Annotated in this window: 11 protein-coding genes, 5 pseudogenes and 1 riboswitch; of the genes and pseudogenes, 13 read left to right on the top strand and 3 right to left on the bottom strand. The window is 39.8% G+C overall.

Annotated elements, in window-relative coordinates; genetic code table 11:
• The first annotated feature begins 93 nt into the window (after positions 1 to 93).
• The 7 genes and pseudogenes from trpB to FNL97_RS10235 form a co-directional block, all read left to right on the top strand.
• Positions 94 to 1254 (top strand): tryptophan synthase subunit beta, encoded by a 1161-nt coding sequence (trpB, locus tag FNL97_RS10265; protein WP_143415728.1) that lies wholly within the window; start codon positions 94 to 96, stop codon positions 1252 to 1254.
• 160 nt (positions 1255 to 1414) lie between these two features.
• A pseudogene (locus tag FNL97_RS10260) lies at positions 1415 to 1771 on the top strand (ATP-binding protein DrrA1-3 family domain-containing protein); the annotation flags it as partial.
• Positions 1772 to 1785: 14 nt separating this feature from the next.
• The gene (locus FNL97_RS10255) at positions 1786 to 2583 is read left to right on the top strand and encodes a DUF2705 family protein (protein ID WP_143415727.1); all 798 of its coding nucleotides are present in this window, start codon (positions 1786 to 1788) and stop codon (positions 2581 to 2583) included.
• On the top strand, positions 2583 to 3260 hold the full coding sequence (locus FNL97_RS10250; RefSeq protein WP_143415726.1) for a TetR/AcrR family transcriptional regulator: 678 nt from the start codon (positions 2583 to 2585) through the stop codon (positions 3258 to 3260). The genes FNL97_RS10255 and FNL97_RS10250 overlap by 1 nt, the downstream gene beginning before the upstream one ends.
• Before the next feature lie 186 nt (positions 3261 to 3446).
• Positions 3447 to 3552: riboswitch (SAM riboswitch) on the top strand.
• Between the two features lie 109 nt (positions 3553 to 3661).
• Complete coding sequence (locus tag FNL97_RS10245; protein ID WP_062677929.1) at positions 3662 to 4987, top strand: Na+/H+ antiporter NhaC family protein; 1326 nt, start codon at positions 3662 to 3664, stop codon at positions 4985 to 4987.
• 403 nt (positions 4988 to 5390) lie between these two features.
• The gene (locus FNL97_RS10240) at positions 5391 to 6473 is read left to right on the top strand and encodes an RNA-guided endonuclease InsQ/TnpB family protein (protein ID WP_015863580.1); all 1083 of its coding nucleotides are present in this window, start codon (positions 5391 to 5393) and stop codon (positions 6471 to 6473) included.
• Between the two features lie 39 nt (positions 6474 to 6512).
• Positions 6513 to 6725 (top strand): annotated as a pseudogene (locus FNL97_RS10235) (2-oxo acid dehydrogenase subunit E2); the annotation flags it as partial.
• Between the two features lie 176 nt (positions 6726 to 6901).
• Here FNL97_RS10235 and FNL97_RS10230 read toward each other — a convergent pair.
• Positions 6902 to 7273 carry a DUF3888 domain-containing protein gene (locus FNL97_RS10230; RefSeq protein ID WP_052510034.1) on the bottom strand — a complete coding sequence of 124 codons (372 nt, stop codon included), beginning with the start codon at positions 7271 to 7273 and terminating at the stop codon, positions 6902 to 6904.
• Positions 7274 to 7617: 344 nt separating this feature from the next.
• Between FNL97_RS10230 and FNL97_RS10225 the strand changes: the two genes are divergently transcribed.
• The 3 genes and pseudogenes from FNL97_RS10225 to FNL97_RS10215 all read left to right on the top strand — a co-directional run.
• Positions 7618 to 8163, top strand: a complete 546-nt coding sequence (locus FNL97_RS10225) for a DUF6431 domain-containing protein (RefSeq protein WP_062678970.1) — start codon at positions 7618 to 7620, stop codon at positions 8161 to 8163.
• A 152-nt stretch (positions 8164 to 8315) separates the two neighbouring features.
• Positions 8316 to 9349 (top strand): annotated as a pseudogene (locus tag FNL97_RS10220) (IS481 family transposase); the annotation flags it as partial.
• Positions 9345 to 9917 (top strand): annotated as a pseudogene (locus FNL97_RS10215) (ExeA family protein); the annotation flags it as partial. The pseudogenes FNL97_RS10220 and FNL97_RS10215, both read left to right, overlap by 5 nt.
• A gap of 209 nt (positions 9918 to 10126) precedes the next feature.
• On the opposite strand, the pseudogene FNL97_RS10205 reads toward FNL97_RS10215, so the two are convergent.
• A pseudogene (locus FNL97_RS10205) lies at positions 10127 to 10336 on the bottom strand (transposase); the annotation flags it as partial.
• Positions 10337 to 10515: 179 nt separating this feature from the next.
• A protein-coding gene (locus FNL97_RS10200; protein WP_015374552.1) for an IS630-like element ISBs2 family transposase occupies positions 10516 to 11561 on the bottom strand; the annotation gives its coding sequence in 2 pieces (ribosomal slippage) (positions 10516 to 11055 and positions 11058 to 11561; 1044 coding nt in all).
• A gap of 156 nt (positions 11562 to 11717) precedes the next feature.
• Here FNL97_RS10200 and FNL97_RS10195 point away from each other — a divergent pair.
• The 3 genes from FNL97_RS10195 to FNL97_RS10185 are packed head-to-tail and all read left to right on the top strand — an operon-like array spanning position 11718 to position 18289.
• Complete coding sequence (locus FNL97_RS10195; protein WP_062679413.1) at positions 11718 to 14126, top strand: ATP-dependent helicase; 2409 nt, start codon at positions 11718 to 11720, stop codon at positions 14124 to 14126.
• Between the two features lies 1 nt (position 14127).
• The gene (locus tag FNL97_RS10190; RefSeq protein ID WP_235603768.1) at positions 14128 to 16629 is read left to right on the top strand and encodes a hypothetical protein; all 2502 of its coding nucleotides are present in this window, start codon (positions 14128 to 14130) and stop codon (positions 16627 to 16629) included.
• The gene (locus FNL97_RS10185) at positions 16604 to 18289 is read left to right on the top strand and encodes a UvrD-helicase domain-containing protein (protein ID WP_233252970.1); all 1686 of its coding nucleotides are present in this window, start codon (positions 16604 to 16606) and stop codon (positions 18287 to 18289) included. Before FNL97_RS10190 ends, FNL97_RS10185 begins: the two co-directional genes overlap by 26 nt.
• Positions 18290 to 18293: the final 4 nt, after the last annotated feature.

Genomic DNA, 18293 nt, shown 5'->3' with positions numbered 1-18293 from the left:
TAATCGGTAAGAAAATACAGAAAATTCATTGACTTTTATGGGCAAAGAAAATATCCTAATTATAAAGTTTGAAAAGCAGAGGAGAGATGAGTGATGAGTTTAGTTCAGCAAAGAAGAGGTTATTTCGGAGAATTTGGCGGAAGCTTCGTGCCGCCAGAGTTGCAGGAAGCGCTTGATTATTTGGAGGAGCAATTTCTCAAGTACAAAGATGATCCAGCGTTTAACGATGAATTTAAGTTTTATTTAAAAGAGTATGTCGGCCGTGAAAATCCGCTTACATTTGCGGCTCGGCTCACTGAACGTTTAGGCGGGGCGAAAATCTATCTAAAGCGCGAAGATTTGAACCATACAGGTTCGCATAAAATTAATAACGTCATCGGACAGATTTTGCTTGCAAAACGAATGGGGGCGAAACGCATAATTGCCGAAACCGGGGCGGGACAGCATGGTGTCGCCACTGCAACGGCTTGCGCGATGTTTGGCATTGATTGCACCATCTACATGGGCGAGGAAGATACAAGGCGTCAGGCATTAAACGTGTTTCGCATAGAGCTTTTAGGAGCAAAAGTCGTTCCGGTATCAAAAGGACAAGGAAGATTAAAGGATGCAGTAGATGAAGCGTTGAATGACTTTGTGCAAAACTATAAGGATACGTTCTATTTGCTTGGTTCAGCGGTTGGACCTCATCCGTATCCAAGTATCGTTAAACATTTTCAGTCTGTCATAAGCGAAGAAAGCAAACGGCAAATTTTAGAAAAAGAAGGACGTTTGCCTGATGTTGTCATCGCTTGCGTTGGCGGCGGAAGCAACGCGATTGGTGCGTTTGCCCATTATCTTGATGAACCAAGCGTGCGTCTGATCGGCGTCGAGCCGGAAAAAGCGGCGACACTTACCAAAGGTGTCCCGGCCGTGCTTCATGGGTTTAAATGCTTAGTATTGTTGGATGAAGAAGGAAATCCTCAGCCGACTTATTCGATTGCCGCCGGTCTTGACTATCCAGGAATCGGCCCTGAGCATAGCCATCTGAAAGTATCCGGACGTGCCGAATATTATACGGTGACAAATGAGGAAGTTCTTGAAGCATTCCAGCTTTTGTCGAAAACGGAAGGGATTATTCCAGCGCTTGAGAGCGCCCATGCGGTTGCTTATGCAATAAAATTGGCACCAACATTGGATAAAGATCAAATTATAATCGTTAATCTTTCAGGGCGTGGCGATAAAGACGTTGAGCAAGTGTTTCATATGTTAAAGTAAGAAATACAAACGCCGCCAAAAGCGCGGCGTTTCAACGATTTTGTCAAACGACAGAATCGTTTTTTTTATATATGCTGAGAAAATAATTAAGAAGAAGCTGCTTCCGTACTACTGCCAATCTAACCTAGAGATTCAACAAAATCGTTAAACTTATGAATCAGAGGAAAGAGAGAAGGGAACAACGATCTTTTTCTCCTCCCATATTCTTTCTGAAGTGCAAAAAATGTGTGATCGGGTCGCCATTATTAAGGAAGGGGAGCTTATTAAAGTAGAAACGATTGAAAATCTCACGAAGAACAATTTGAAAAATATCACGATTACCTTTGACCAATCGGAACCAATCGACTTCAATCTGGAGGGAGTAGTGAAGAAAGAGGTAAACGGCAATGAAATGACGCTGCTTTACAGCGGGGATATGAAGGCGCTTCTGCATAAATTAAATACTCTGCCGGTCAAGGATCTATTAATCGAAGAACCGACTCTTGAAGAAGTATTTATGCATTACTATGAAAAGTGAGGAAGGGAACGAAAATGATTTTTAAAAGAGAATTGAAACGGAATTTAAAATCATTGATCATTTGGAGCATCGTCCTCAGCGGACTTATTTTGTTGACATTAAGCATTTATCCTCAGTTTGCCGAGCAGCAAAAAGAAATGACCAAACTGTTTGAGGCCTATCCGGAATCGATTAAAAAAGCGTTTGGAATGAATGAGCTAAATATGGGAGATTTAATGGGTTTTTACGGGATAGAAATTTATATGATGACTACCCTTTTAGGAAGCATATACTCGGCAATTCTTGCATCCAATATTCTGGCCAAAGAAGAAAATGAAAAAACGATTGAATTTTTGTTATCAAAGCCTGTCACAAGAAGCCGAATCGTAACGGAAAAACTTCTGGCCGTTTTGGTAAATATTTTGATTTTTAACGTAGTTTCAGCCGTAGCAAGCATCATTGGATTTCAATTTGCAAAAGACCCGGATGTCCCGACAGACACATTTAGTTTATTAATCGCCGCAACGATATTGCTTCATTTGACGTTCGGTGCAATTGCGTTTATGTTGTCGTCGATGATGAAAAAAACAAGAAACATCCTTTCGATCTCACTGGGGATTGTCCTAGCTGCCTACTTTATGAATGTGATGGCAGGGATATCGGAAGACTTAGAGTTCCTAAAATATATAAGCCCGTTTAAATATGTCGACGCCGCCTCCATTATTAATGATAACGAGATTGAGCCTTTGTATATCTTTATTATGGCTGCGGTTATTTTGATTAGTATCTTCGCTTCATATATGGTATATAAAAAGAAAGATATTGCAGTCTAATGAAATTAGAGGTGTTAAAATTGTATTCAGCATTTGAAAAGCAGCCTAAAGAGAAAAAAGACTTGATCATCAAAGTGGCCATCGAGGAATTTGTGAAGAATGGTTATGAAAAAGCCTCTACAGATGTTATTACGAGACGGGCGGGAATTTCCAAGGGAATCCTTTTTCATTATTTTAAGAGCAAGAAAAACTTATACCTTTATTTAGTGAATTATGTGAAGGACTTTCTGACGGAACTAGCAATGGAAGAAATGGAAAAAATCCAATCTGATGATTTCTTTGAAAGGATCAAAGAAATCGTCCTGTTGAAACAAAAACTAACGGTTCAGTATCTCCAAGAAACTCAGTTTATTACGGATGCCTTTACTAATCCTCCAGTGGCAGTAAAGAAGGAAATGGAAGAAATTATTAAGAAACATTACGAAGCTTATCAGGAAGATTTTTTGCTGAAGCATGTCTATATTAAAGATCTGATCCAAACGGAAAAACTTAGAGAGGATATTTCCGTGGATACCGCGATCCGCATGACGATGTTTATCGTTGAACAGCTGACGAATAAGTATCTGACTCTCTACAAAAATAAGCAATTTGATTTTATTCATAATCCCGAGTCTTTAATAAAGGAACTTAATGATTATCTTAAGATTGTGAAATATGGGATCTATAAACCAGAATAAACTATTGGCACCTTTCTCCCGCGGTGAAAAGCCGCGGGATTTTTGCATATTATTGATGTTACACAAGTATTATTTTATATTTGTTGAAAATTTTTAAAAATAAGACATTTTCAAGGTGTATTGCGTAACAGATGAATATGTTGTAATCTTTTATTTGTTTTATATAACGAAATACAACCGCTCATCTTCTTATCTAGAGAGGCGGAGGGACTGGCCCGAAGAAGTCTCGGCAGCGGACTCGTTTTCGAGTGCTGTGCCAAATCCAGCAAGCATTGTGCTTGAAAGATAAGAAGGGTTTCTTATATAGATACGTATAAGGCCTCTTCTTATGTTCAGATAAGAAGAGGCCTTTTCTCTAAGTGGAAAGCTCCTTCAAAAAAACATAAAATGAGGTGGAAAGAGTGGAGTTAAGAAAAGGCAATCTATTTGCGTTATTTCCGTTTGTGGTCTTTTTAGTGTTATTCATTGGTGCAGGCGTGGTTACAGGCGATTTTTATAAATTTCCAGTCATTGTAGCAATTTTGATTGCGGCAAGTATTTCGTTGATGATGAATCGGAAAGAGTCTTTAACGAAGAAAGTGGAAGTGTTCACAAAAGGGGCTGGAAATGCCGATGTCATGTTAATGGTCATCATTTTCTTATTAGCAGGAGCATTTTCGGAAGTAACTAAAAAAATGGGGGCTGTTGAATCAACGGTTAATTTAGCTCTTTCCGTTGTTCCGCAAAATTTATTAATAGCCGGTCTATTTGTCATTGGATGTTTTATCTCCATTTCGATGGGAACGTCCATGGGAACGATTGTAGCGTTAGCGCCGATTGGAGTCGGAATTAGTGAACAAACCGATATTTCTTTGGCATTATCTATGGCAGCTGTCATTGGCGGTGCTATGTTTGGAGATAACCTATCTTTTATCTCTGATACAACGATTGCGGCAGTTCGTACACAAAATACAAGAATGAAAGAAAAGTTTAAGGTGAACTTTTTCATTGTTTTACCAGCGGCAATCATCACCATCGTTCTATTCTGGGCCATTACTGCTGGAGAGCAAGCGGAAATTACGAATCAATCTTTTCATTGGATGAAAATTTTACCTTACCTTGGTGTATTAATAACAGCATTAATGGGCGTTAATGTACTAGTCGTGTTAGCAGGCGGTATTTTATTAGCAGGAATCATCGGTCTTCTTGATGGAAGCTACAGTGCAATGGGCCTCATTCAAGCCATCGGTGACGGGGTCGCCGGAATGCAGGAATTGTCATTGCTTGCGATCTTAATTTCCGGTATGGTGGAAGTCATTAAACATAACGGTGGAATCGATTATTTACTTCAATTAGTAACAAGAAATGTAAAGTCAAAAAAAGGGGCACAATTCGGCATCGCGGGATTAGTGAGTTTAACCAATCTTTCAACAGCAAACAATACGATCTCCATTTTAATTGCTGGTCCACTTGCAAAAAACATTGCTGATCAATATGACATTGATCCGCGTAAATCTGCCAGCATATTGGATATTTTCTCATGCTGTTTCCAGGGGCTCATCCCATATGGTGCGCAAATGCTTGTGGCAGCAGGTGTTGCTTCCATTTCACCATTAAGTATTTTGCAGTATTCGTTCTACCCATTCTTAATTGGAGTTTGTGGCATGATTGCGATTGTGTTTGACTTTCCAAAATTAAAAACACAAAAAGAAGTAAAGGCAGACTTACAAGCGAATAAAGCGGTATAATGAAAAGGTCTCTGATGTGGAGACCTTTCTTTATAGGGGGGTCTGACTTAGAATATGATTAACACAAACGGTCGTTTAGAAAGGTGATGAAGAATTGTTCATCCAAAAAGACAACCAAGCAATATCAATGAATGATCTTGTGTGTTAGTATCTAGATGTAAAGTGGGAGAAGAGCTCCTATAAACTATTGCAATCTGGTTTTATTCATTATGAACGCTTTCAGAAACCAAAACCAGTGTGCACAGATTTTTAAGCTGAGAAAGGATGTTCGTCATTCACGAGAACATCCGCCGGAAGCCCACTGCTTTAGCTGTGGAGGAAGGCGGGGTTTATATTTTCAATATATATTGAATTTTTCGTTCAATGTAAGTACACTGGATTTAGAAAGGTAGGTGAATCAAGAATGCTCTGCACTCTCAAGATTAAATTAATGCCAACTCTTGAACAGTTTCATGCGCTGCTGGAAACAATGAAACGGTTTAACCAAGCATGCAACTATATTAGCGAGATTGCTTTTCGCTCCAGAACCTTTTCCAAAACGAAAATCCAGCGGCTTTGCTACTATGACGTCAGGGAAAAATTTGGCCTCTCTGCCCAAATGACCGTTCGTGCCATCGGCAAAGTGTCGGAAAGCTATCGTTTGGATAAAAAAACCTTGCATAACTTTAAAGAAACCGGTGCCATCGTGTATGATGAAAGAATCCTGTCCTTTAAAGGGTTAGAGTATGCTTCCATCCTTACCTTGCAAGGAAGAATGGAAATCCCTATGGTCATTAGCCGCTACCATCAAGGTTTGCTGTGCGGCAACCGTGTTCGGGGTCAAGCCGATTTAGTCCTTCAAAACGGTATTTTTTATTTACTGCTCGTGGTGGACGTTCCCGAAGGCCAGCCCAATTCCGAAAACGGATTTATCGGTGTGGACCTTGGCATCATTAATATCGCCGTCGATAGCACCGGTGAGGTATTTTCCGGCTCGAAGGTCAACGGGCTGCGCCGCCGCCATGCGAAACTTCGCGCCAAACTCCAAAAGAAAGGCACCAAGTCAGCGAAACGCCTGCTTAAAAAGCGTTCCAAGAAGGAAAAACTATTTGCCCGTGATGTGAACCACTGCATTAGCAAGAAGATTGTTGAAAAGGCAAAGGCACTCGGATGCGGCATTGCCCTTGAAGATTTAAAGGGCATCCGCCAACGCACCGAGAAAACGGTTAAAAAGCAACAGCGTCGTCAACACTCTTCTTGGTCTTTTTATCAGTTGAGAAAGTTTATTGAGTATAAAGCGGCGATCGCTGGCGTGCCGGTGGTATTGGTTCATCCAAAAAATACTTCCCGCACCTGTCCGGTTTGCGGACATGTGGCCAAAGAAAACAGACCGTCAAGGGATCAGTTTTGTTGTCGAGCTTGTGGGTACGCTGCCCCTGCCGACAACGTGGCTGCGGAAAACATCCGCAGGGCTGCTGTCAACCAGCCGAACGCGGCAGCCAATTAGGCTAGCTGCAAGCCCACGGCTTTAGCCGTTGGGTAGTTGACGCCGATTATTAATCATCCAGAATCATGTATTTTAGGCATCGGCAGAGTGGAGAAAAAACCTGTCGTCATCAATGATTCCATTGAAATCGCCTCGATGATGGCTTTATCACTCAGCTACGACCATCGGTTAATCGATGGCGTTTTAGCGCAAAAAGCTTTAAACGAACTGAAAAAATATTTAAGCGAACCAGATTTGTTATTTGTAATATAATCTTGGCAAACAGAATGGTTTCAAGCAAAAATAGGCCTTGGCTTTTTTTATCAAGACCTAAATTAAAGAAATATAAGTAAATAAAAGGACATTACATATTGTATATGACTAATATGTAATGTCCTTTCTTATTCAACTAAAGCATCCCGTTAGCTTAAACAAAACGATTTCAAAAATCATCCTTCAACCTTAGTTACAGTAACCCTATCTAACTTTACATCAAAAGTTAGAATGACTGGACCTTCTGGTGGATTATGAGGACCTGTATAAGTATCATATTTAACCTTTATTGTAAAGTCATATTGAGAATATCCTTCAGTTTTCCGATTCACTTCTAATATTTCTGCATTCCATAACCCATAACTGCGAGATGGGTACTTGTTGTTTATTGCTTTCCTCGCATATGGGTCCAATAAAACTAACAAAGCATCATAAAAATCAGTATGTTTTTCCTCGCCAGTAATATTAGTCTTTGCTACAACTTGGTAGGACAATGATAAATTCCAGAATAATAAACATATAACAAGTGAAATTAGAATCCGTTTCATATAAAAAGCTACCTCCTTTTTTAGATATCCTCCCCTAAAAAAGATGATTTATTTTGGTTAATTTACCCCCCAAAAAAATTTTCTAAATATAGTAAATCCTTCTTCAACTAACTTGACCGTTAGTTGAAGAAGAAAGGAAACAATGTTCCCTTTTGTTACTATAACTTCTTATATACCTCTGCGTAAGCTAATTGTAAATTATCACTTTATTTTGGAATAAAAGAGGCATTTTTTTGCACATTTCTTCAGAAAGCCCTCTCCCCTTTTCTGAAAGAATGTGCTAAATTTTTTGTGAATTATTTCGGAAGAGAAAATCCATCGGTTCAGAGGAGGGGGAGGAGGACGTGATTCAATTTCATGACTTTGGCATTGACGTCCAAACGTATGCAGAGCGTGGAAAAGAAAACGACTTTCCTCTTCTGACACAGTATCCGCATTGCCGGGCCAAGCGCCCGTTGCACCGCCACGGTTACTATGAGCGAAACGCATTGACCCCACATGGTGATTATCGCATTTGGATTGTCCGGTATCGCTGTCGAGAATGCTTGAAAACGGTGAGTGTGCTGCCTTCCTTTCTCCTCCCGTATTTTCAGTATACGTTGTCCGCCGTATGGCAAGTCGTGAAAGAGCAGTTGGGATTGACCGAGGGGACGAACCGGGCTCCGTTCCTCCCGACAAAGGACGGCATCATCTTTTATGTCCGGCGGTTCTGTCGAAACCTATCAAACCTTCACAGCTTTTTTGCGAGGCGGTGGAGGATCATAGACCCTATCGTGAAAAAAGAAAAGGAACGGGCTTCTTGGTGGATCCGGACGTTGGAGAAACACGGTCTCTATTCGGTCATCAGAGACATGTGGAAGGAAGGATTTCGACACCCTTTTGCGAATTAAATGGGATCCTGATTTTACATACATATCCTAAATTGGAAATGGTTAAGGTTCCCACAAACCTTTCCTATCGACGGAGAAAAAGCGATCCGGTACGATAAGGGCAGGAGGACCGGAACGGTCCTGATTCCAAGTGAGACAAGGAGGAGATTTGAATGGATGAGTCGATGAGACACGACATTGCCCTGTTTCGGTACGGGCTAATCGCTCCGTTGGTGAATGGGCAGGTGGAACCGAAGGCGTATCTGAAAGAGGTGAGCGAGCGAGTGCACCATGTTCCCCACCAGGGCGACAAACGAATCGCAGCCAAGACGATCCTCGATTGGTGCACCCGATACAAAAAAGGGGGCTTTGACGCCTTAAAGCCGAAGCGCCGTTCGGACCGCGGCCACTCAAGGCGTCTGTCGCCCGATGATGAGGATCATATTTTAGCCCTAAGAAAAGAACATCCCACCATGCCCGTGACGGTGTTCTACGAACACCTGATCGAGCAGGGGGAAATCCCAGAAAACCATATCTCTTACTTTACTATATACCGATTGTTGAAAAAACACAACCTTGTCGGGAAAGAAATCTTGCCCATGCCGGAGCGAAAGCGCTTTGCGTATGACCAGATCAATGAGCTTTGGCAAGGGGACTTATCCTATGGACCAACGATTCGAGTCAATGGGAAAGCCCAGAAAACGTTTTTGATCGCCTATATCGATGACTGCTCGCGGTTTGTGCCGTACGCGCAGTTTTTCCCTTCGGAGAAGTTTGACGGGCTGCGGATCGTCACGAAGGAAGCGGTGCTTCGTTGCGGGAAGCCGAAGCGCATTTACTCGGACAACGGGAAATTTATCGATCCGAGGTGCTGCAGTATGCGTGCGCCGAGATGGGAATTACGCTTATCCACACCCAGCCGTATGACCCGCAAAGCAAAGGGAAAATCGAACGGTTCTTCCGCACCGTACAGACGCGGTTTTATCCGCTGCTGGAGTTGGATCCCCCGAAGTCGCTCGAAGAGCTGAACGAGCGCTTTTGGAGGTGGCTTGAAGAGGAGTATCATCGAAAACCGCACGCCTCGCTGGACGGAAAAACGCCGCATGAGGTGTTTCAATCGCAAGTGCATCTCGTGTTGTTCATCGAAGATGGAGATTGGCTGGATGCGATTTTTCTGAAGCGGGAGCACCACAAGGTCAAAGCCGATATCCACCGAAGGCGTGATGGATTTTTACCGTGGTCTGGCCTTGGGATTAGGAGAGGAACCGAAGTACCGCAAGGTAGATCTCTTCCGCCAAATCCAGCAGGCGATCGAGCGATTGTATCATGAACGGCGGATCACGCCGGTGTTCATTTTGGACGAGATGCATTTAGCGAAGGATGCATTTTTACAGGACATCGCGATCTTGTTCAACTTTGAGATGGATTCGACCAACCCATTTGTCTTGATTTTGGCCGGGCTGCCCCATTTACAGGGGAAGCTGCGGCTCAATCAGCACCGCCCTCTCGACCAGCGGATCATCATGCGATACCGGATGGGGCCGCTGGAGAAGGAAGAGGTGGCGGGCTACATCGAACATCGGATGAAACAGGCCGGGGCGAAGCATCCGATCTTCACCTCATCGGCGTTAGAGGCGATTGCCCTGCAGTCGCGGGGATGGCCTCGAGTGATCAACACGTTGGCCACGACGTGCCTGTTATACGGGTATCAGCTGAAAAAGGACGCCATTGACGAAGAAATGGTGCGCATGGCCGCAGAGGAAATGGGGTATTAGCACGAAAGGGGCCGAATCGGCCTCTTTTGTGCTTTCTCTTTTCCATCGGTCCATCAGGCGCGCTGGAAATCTTCATCTGAAAGAGCGTGCAAACGTTCCGAAAAAATGTGCAAAATCCGGAACAATCCGCAAAAATTTTGCACATTATTTCCGAATCCGCCTGAAATAATTTGAAAAAGGGATTCTGAAATAATGTGCTAATTTACACTTGGCACCAAAAGCCCTTCAATCCGGCCATATTGTGTATCTAGATTTCGTTGATAGTAGCCGTTTCTCATATTGGATGTGTCCGCCTGTTCGATTTCGAGGAAATGTTTGATTTCTTCCCGCATAATCAGCTCTAATTTTTCCTTCACAAACTGACGAATGACACTTTCCAGTTGATTTGTCCAGTCTACATTCGGTATACTTTTAGACATAGGTAGGGTTCTCCTTTCTCTGGAATGTTTGGGTTCAATCAGAGAATACCCTACCTTTTTTCTTTTGATCTAGTAAAATGCTTTACACAAAATTTTATACATCATCGGTTACAAAAGTAAAAATTCTATATAATAAACATAAATTTGAATTAACTTTCTATATAAGTTGAATTAAAGATTTACAACTGAACACACAAACGATCGATCGTTTGTTCTGGTTTCTGGTTGATTCGCTGAATAAAGGCTTGGACATTCTTTCTAATTTCTTGCACACTCGAATAGAACACGTTGTAAATCACGTCTGATTTCAGCCATTTCCATAGCCCTTCAATCAAGTTCAATTGCGGACTGTATGGTGGCAAAAAGACGAGCTCTAACCGATCTTCGTGTTCTTTTAAAAATGGCTGAATGAGTTTGGCATGGTGAATTCGAGCGTTATCTAAAATCATCACTATTTTGCCTGTGGGATAGCGTTCTAACACAAGTTGAAGAAATCGAAGAAATGTTTCCGCGTCATAGCGTTCTTCTTCGATGCAAAACACTTCCCCTGTTTCGTAGTTCAACGTGCCAATCAGCTTCAGCCCTTGATGTTTTCCAAACGTCGGAATGATTCGTTGTTTTCCTTTGACAAACCATGTTTTTTGAATCGCTTGGTAATCACGAATCATCGACTCATCTTGAAAGAGGACATGGGCGATGTTCCCATCTACCAGTTTTTTTTTACTTCAGGGAAGGTGATTTCGACGAATTCTTTTTGTTTCTCTTCATCGGCATTGGCTAGTGTATAGGTCGGTTTCGTATAGCTTAGCCCTAACCGATGCAGAATGTCACTTGTTCCGCGAAGCGTGTATGTTGGCCCCCACTTTTGTTGAATGAGTTCAGCGATTATCGCAAGCGTCCAATTATATTTTGCTTCGAATCCCACATCTACGGGGAGCTGATGTTCAATGATCAAAGCCAGCTCTTTTTCCTGCTCAGGGGTCAATCGACGTGGGGCGCCAGGTGAGTATTTCATCTCCAGTCCATCAAGACCGCGCTGGGCGTAGGCATGAATATAGTTATAAATAGTTTTCTTGGATCGACCAATAATCGTTGCGATTTCTCCTTTGGTATATCCCTGCAAATGAAGATAAATCGCTTGGTAGCGTTCATATGCTCGTTTACTTTTTGCTTCTTTCATGGCAGTGGACAACTTTTCGATCTCGTCTTTGTGATTTGGCATCATATTTTCTCTCCGTTCCCCTATTTTCTCTTTTATTTATTTATTCGCCGTGGAACGGGAGAAAACCTTTATTTCAATTTATATAGAACTAATTTACCATTTTCGTATAAAATAGAATTATAATTTATTTTTGTGCGGAGTTATAGGAGTGTATGACAAATGAACAAGGCTAAATATTCCGTGCTAATATTTTCTCCTGACATTCAACAAGCAGTAACGGAAGAACTTTATCAATATATTCAAAATGGACAAAAGGTGTATTTTCTTACCTTTGATGATCCGGAAGAACTACTTGAAGATCCCGTTTTACAGGAAGCGAGTAAGAAAGAATTATTGAATGTCTCCGTTGTCCGTTATTTGCCGGAATGGGAACATACATTTATCCTCATTGAGGATGGCAAAGTAAATGATTCTCAATTATTAGATTATCTTGATCAAAATAGTACTTTTAACAAAGAGCAATATCAACTCGAGCATAGATATGACGAAGGACATTGCATTGTGAAAGCAGGAGCGGGTACGGGAAAAACAACTACGATGATTAATCGGATTATGTTTCTAAAGCATATGGAACCTAATCTCGATTTGCGTTCGGTTGTTATGATAACGTTTACAAATGAAGCGGCAGCAAATATGCGCTCAAAGCTATTGCAAAAACTCAAAAACTATTACGATTTGACAAAAGACAAAAAGTATTTAGAGTGGATGGAAGAAGTGGGAAATATGTTTATCGGAACCATTCACTCGTTTGCTAAAGAGTTTCTAGCAACCGAAGGGCGAACATTGGGATTTTCACGTTCCATGCAAGTAAGAAGTTACAAACATGAACGGAGGAAATTAATCGAAAAACATATTGATCAATTTTCTGTTGAGTGTCCGGAGATATACGAACGTTTTCGGAAAATCCCTCACTATCAAATCATTCGATCCTTTACCGATATGATTGAACAGTTACACAATAAATCGATCCCGGTTGAAAGTATTCAACGGCTCGATTTTGGAATAGATATACATGGATTTCATGAATTCGCAAATTATGTGATTAAGCATGTCATTCAAGAGCTTGATGAACAGAAAAAGGTGGAAGAGACATTAGAAATAAGTGATTTAATAAGCCGCCTCATATTGCTAAAGAATCTTTCCTCTGATCAATTAAGGCTTTCGATCCGTTATTTGTTTGTCGACGAATTTCAAGACACTGATGAGTCACAAGTAGCGTTTGTTAGTTGGCTAGTAGAGAAGTATCGTTGTCAGTTGTTTGCGGTCGGGGATATTAAGCAAAGCATTTATCGTTTCCGAGGAGCAGATTATACGGCGTTTCGTCAATTACAGCAGCAACTAAAAACAGCGAATCAAGTTTATAAGGAGTATTCCCTACGAAAGAACTATCGCTCCACACCAACATTATTAAAGCAATTTAACGTCTTATTTCAAAAATGGACAAAAGTCGTTGAAAAGTTTCAGTTTGACGATACGGACAAGCTTATTCCCGTGCAAGAGGAAAGTTGCGAAGAAGGGTTAGTTACCCTAGATATGGACGATACAACTTTAAAATATTTACTTCGCCGTTTGCATAATGAGAATGTTGCAGTGTTAGTTCGCTCTAACCGTGAAGTGTTGGAAATGGTGAAGAGGATCGAGAATCTGGGATTCTTTTGTGAAGCAACTTTGTCAGGCTCTTTTTACCGTTCGTTGCCAGTGAGGGAATTTTATTTGTTGATTCGAAGACTTACACATCCAAATGTTCCGAAAGATCGTTATTTATTTCACCAAAGCTCTTACGGGGAGAATGAACTGACTATTGCTAAAATTTTATCTGCTTATACGCCAGAAAAGCCTTTCGTTCTTGATTTATTAGAGATATTTGATAGATTAGATCATCCGGAATATGAGTGGAATACTTCATCAGCGATTGCTCTGCTTCAAAAAATTATTGATACGGTTCAACCGCATGAAGTATTTCGGCTTCGCTACTACAATCAGTTAAGAACCTGGTTTCCTGATGGAGATATTGAAATGCAAAAAAAGGAAGCCGTTGCAAAAATGAAAGAATACAAAATGAACTTAGATCGTCTCATTTATCTAATAAAAAAAGAATTTGGCGATTTCCAGGCCTCCTTATATGATCTTGAAAAATTTTTATTTATTAAAATGGCAACAGATGCAACAGAAAACGAACTAAAACTAGAGAGCAATGTAAATCATCGAATTAAGGTAATGACTGTTCATAAAGCAAAAGGTTTGGAGTTTGACTATGTATTAATGCCATTAACACAAAGTGCCTTTATTAAGCAGGGGAAAACGGATTTAATCTTAGTTTCAGATAGGCCGCAATGGAAAATGGGATATAGGGTTCATTGGAATGGTTTCGAGTTTGAGAATAACTACTACAATGAATATGTCGGTTCAGAAAAGATGGAAACGATTGCTGAAGAAGCTAGGTTGTTATACGTAGCCTTAACGCGTGCGAGAAAAGCAGTTTATGCGAACAGTTCCTCACAAATGAATCCATACCAGACTCAGTGTTGGAGCGACTTGCTAGAAAGCGGGGAGATGTTGGTTGTTTAAAGTGAAGTACTACCAGCATACAAAAAAGTTTTACGAAAACTTTAAGATTCATCAAGGTGAAATACATCTTACCCAAAGTGCGGCTTTTGCTGAATATTTACGGAACTTGAACGAGTCTTCTAACCAAGTTTTTGGTTATAAATCTTTCATAGAGAGACTGTTTTCGGATTGGCATCATCCTCATACCGAGGTATATTTGCTATCCACGATCCGTGAATATATTTACAGAAATGCTCCAAAGGAAAAAGTGACCTACTTTGAGAAAAGAATCCGCGACTTTTATTTATCTATCCGTTTTTTAATAGAGATGGGTCTAATAAGATTGTTTCATTTTCCGGAGATACAGTTAAATGAGGAACAAAAATTTCTCATTACGATGTTGGACGAATTAAGAAACGATCCTGTCATATTAAGCTATTTGCAAGAACGAGCAAATCTTACGAAGGGAAAAATAGCTGAGAAATTGAACATAGACACTGACATTCATACAGTTTGTGTTCATCATTTTGATTACATTGATACTTTAAGGATGATGATGTTTTATTTGTTTCAACAAATTGGGTTAAATGTTGTATTTTATATTCCATTCAACCCCAATGCGCCAGATGTTTATAAAACATGGCGTGAAATTTATGAGCGCGTTAGTGGATGTGATTATAGCCGTTGGGAATGTGTTGAAAGCTCTCAACCTAATCGAGGCACAAAATTTGCACAATATTTGGATAAATGTTTTCCACATCAAGAAGATCAATTAGATAACATTCGTTTTTTGTCTTTTAACCATCCAACTGAATTTAAAGAGTATCTCCAAAAAAATCCAATTGTAAATAATCAAAATGAAGTAATTGCAAGTTATGAAAAAGATTTAAACATTTATACGGATTGCACGAAAAGTGATCATTTTTATGCAAGTCGTTATGGGAAGTTTTTTCTTTCTCTACAAAACTGCAAAAAAACTGAAGATGGCATTTTCTTAACATATGATGATTATGTAAACATGATGACATCCGGATGGGTGCAGTACGGGAGCATAAACGGCACACAAGCATTGACACTGTTAGTTGATTTGCGTGATTATATGGACGGTGTTGAAAGTTTCCAAAATATAATGGAACGTCTACAGTCGTTAGTTTATCTTCAAGAGGTAAGTCAGGTATTTGATGAAGTGGCAAAAGAACAGGCAGGGCGCCATCGGTTAAAGTGTTATTTGAGCAATCCGTTTCGTTGTTTTCCATATGTACATCAGTCCAGGTATCAAATTACGGTGAAACAGCTAATCGAATGTACAAAAGATTTAGCTCGAAAAGTGAATCGGCTTCTATTAGCTGAAAGAGAAAAGAAAAATGTCCAATTATATTTAAGAGAACTATATAAAATTTACTTAACTGTTAAAGATAAGTGGGAGCCAAGCGCTAAGCAAAAAATTGAAAAGCTGTTTTCCATCCATATCCCTGATCATTGGGAGTTTGCTAAAGAAGAGCTATACCAGTTGCTTACTTTTTATTTAGGTTCCACTGAAGAACAAGAAAATAAGATTTTGAACTTTGATCAGTTAATCGGCAAGACTTTGAGTGCAGAAAACATTCATGTAACGGGGCTATCGTTTAAAACATTCCCTTGGAAAACTCCCGAGTTGCCAAGCCTCTTAACTCATACTTGGTTAAAAGAATGCATTCGTTGCTCATTTATTGCTACCAACCAAAATATTAGGATTAATGCCCTCTTAGTCGATTATTATTCGCGGAATGTAACAAGAAGTACTGCGCTATATTCGATATATCATCTTCTTGCGTATGGGAATGGACAAATTACTTTTAGTTATATAAAAGATTTGCAGGAAAATGATGGTCCAAGTATTTATTTCATGATATTAGAAGAATTATATAATAAAGAGAAAGTGAATTTGGAAGAGCAAACAGAAGAATTTAGTTGGGAAGAAACTGTAACCACGCAAGAGGAAATACCAAAAGAGCCATTGCGAAATATCCCTGATTTGTTGTGGTTGGACAGTGATTTTTGCCAGCGGAAATTCTTTTTGAATGCTTTTGTCGAACACCATCCTGTTTATGAAAACGACTTCCATCAACAGCAAGCATTTTCAATCATTGGCAAACTACTTGCTGAACAAGGAGAAGGAGAAGAGTTATTTAGAGAAACGATGTTTCCTTTATTTCCGCAATGGACAAATGCGCATAAACAAAATTTGTTGGATACATCGTATAGTTCAGGTTTAAGAACCTATAAATCATATCAGAATATTTATTATCCAAAAGCAATGAAACGGCTCCAACGTTTAGGAAGTAAATATATTGTAACGAAAAATTGGAAAGCAAAACACCAATATGATCATGACACATTTCGAATAGATGAGCATATAAAAGAATTTCTTGCGAGTGTGAGAATCAAGGAAATAGAAGCTAGAAGCGGACAACATTGCCGCATGTGTCCATTCCTGCATGTTTGTAAGGATGGTGAGTATGTCATCGATGCAAATGACAGCTGATCTCCATAAAAAACGTTTAGACTTTGCCAAAAAATCTGCGAGAGCATGGCAAAATTATTTTGATGCACATGGACTATTGCCAAATATTACGTTAAGTCCTGAACAAATTTCTGTTGTACAACAGGAAGAAGATCAAATGTTAATTAATGGTTCGGCTGGAACCGGAAAAAGTCTGACTCTAATTTATAAACTATTAAAAGTAATGGAGCAGGAAAATGAACCGAAGCGAATTTTATATTGTTCATTTAATACGACTTTAATTGAAGATGCGAGAAAAAGAATAGAGCAATCGCATAAATTTCATGAGATAAAAGACAAACATACTCTTCATATGAAAACTTTCCATAATATGGCAACAGGAATTTTACGAGAAATCGGCTTTAAAAATACGGAGTTTTTACGAGTAAATCTCGAAAATTTGCGGCGTTATGAGGATACCATTACACGCCGCACCATTGCTCTTGTCGATTCTTTTATGGAAAGTGAAGAATATAAAAGGCTGCCGCCAGAACAAAAACTTTATAAAACACATACGGGTACGTTCTTAATGGATGAAATCCTTTGGATGAAGGCAAATGGTTTTATTACGGAAGAATCTTATTATAATTGTGAACGTGTGGGGAGAGGAAATATTCCGCGATTAACAAAAGAGCAGCGTCGGACCATTTTCTATTTATACAAGAAATATCAGGAGTTATTAAAAAAACAGTTTCATGATCATTTGGATTTAGAAGATTATGCTTTGTTGTTGCTCAAACATTTTGAAGATATCCCGGAATCATTGAAGTATGACTATATTTTTGTAGATGAGGTACAGGATTTGCAGGCAATGCAGTTGAAGGCGCTAGTAGGACTCACTAAAAAATCGATTGTCGTTTCCGGAGATCCTAAGCAGCGCATTTATAAACGAAGCCCATTTTCTTATCGGGATTTAGGTTTGTATATCGAGGGAAGAAAAACCCGAAATTTGCGAACAAACTATCGATCAACGAAACAAATTATGAAACTAGCCAGCAGTTTGCAGTTTCTTGATGAAGAAAATGACCGTTTGGATGATCAACGTTTTGTTAGAGAAGGAAAAAAACCATCTATATATTATTTCCGACATTCAAAAGAATTAACTACACATCTAGTAGACCAAATTAGAGCGATTCAGAAACATGATTCGGATGCGACTATTGCTGTCGTCCACCGTCATGATGCGGATAAATATGGTGTCTATCAATGTCCTGTCTTTAATGAATTAAATCGAAATTTTGATGTCATTACCACATCGCAATATGCAAGAAGATTTGAACTAAATAAGCAGAAAAAGCCAATCTTTTTTACAGATGCATTTAGCGTGAAGGGTCTTGAATTTGATTATGTATTTTTAATTCATTTTGACCGCGATCATTATCCAAATAAAAAGAGGATAGAAGAATTAGATCAAAGAGCCGGTGACAATAAGGATAGCGACAGCTACAATGCTGACCTCGACACTATATTAAATGATGAAAAGAAAGTTCTTTACGTGGCAATTACTCGGGCGAAAAAAGAAGTACAGCTGATGTATACTGGTAAAAACTTTAGAAGTATTTCACCTTTTGTAAGAGATTTTTATAAAGAAGATTATGATGCATTTGGCTTTGATTCGAGCATTTATTCAAATAGGGGGTAGTCTT

It is taken from the genome of Geobacillus sp. E263, assembly GCF_007197795.1.
Taxonomy (GTDB): domain Bacteria; phylum Bacillota; class Bacilli; order Bacillales; family Anoxybacillaceae; genus Parageobacillus_B; species Parageobacillus_B toebii.
The sequence above is the reverse complement of the archived record's forward strand: the minus strand, read 5'-3'. Positions and strand labels throughout refer to the sequence as shown.

Excerpts from the sequence above, each read along its gene's own strand:
- FNL97_RS10185 (WP_233252970.1), top strand. The coding sequence starts at position 16,604 with ATGTCATCGATGCAAATGACAGCTGATCTCCATAAAAAACGTTTAGAC.
- FNL97_RS10230 (WP_052510034.1), bottom strand. The coding sequence starts at position 7,273 with ATGAAACGGATTCTAATTTCACTTGTTATATGTTTATTATTCTGGAAT.
- FNL97_RS10255 (WP_143415727.1), top strand. The coding sequence starts at position 1,786 with ATGATTTTTAAAAGAGAATTGAAACGGAATTTAAAATCATTGATCATT.
- FNL97_RS10240 (WP_015863580.1), top strand. The coding sequence starts at position 5,391 with ATGCTCTGCACTCTCAAGATTAAATTAATGCCAACTCTTGAACAGTTT.
- FNL97_RS10250 (WP_143415726.1), top strand. The coding sequence starts at position 2,583 with ATGAAATTAGAGGTGTTAAAATTGTATTCAGCATTTGAAAAGCAGCCT.
- trpB (WP_143415728.1), top strand. The coding sequence starts at position 94 with ATGAGTTTAGTTCAGCAAAGAAGAGGTTATTTCGGAGAATTTGGCGGA.
- FNL97_RS10195 (WP_062679413.1), top strand. The coding sequence starts at position 11,718 with ATGAACAAGGCTAAATATTCCGTGCTAATATTTTCTCCTGACATTCAA.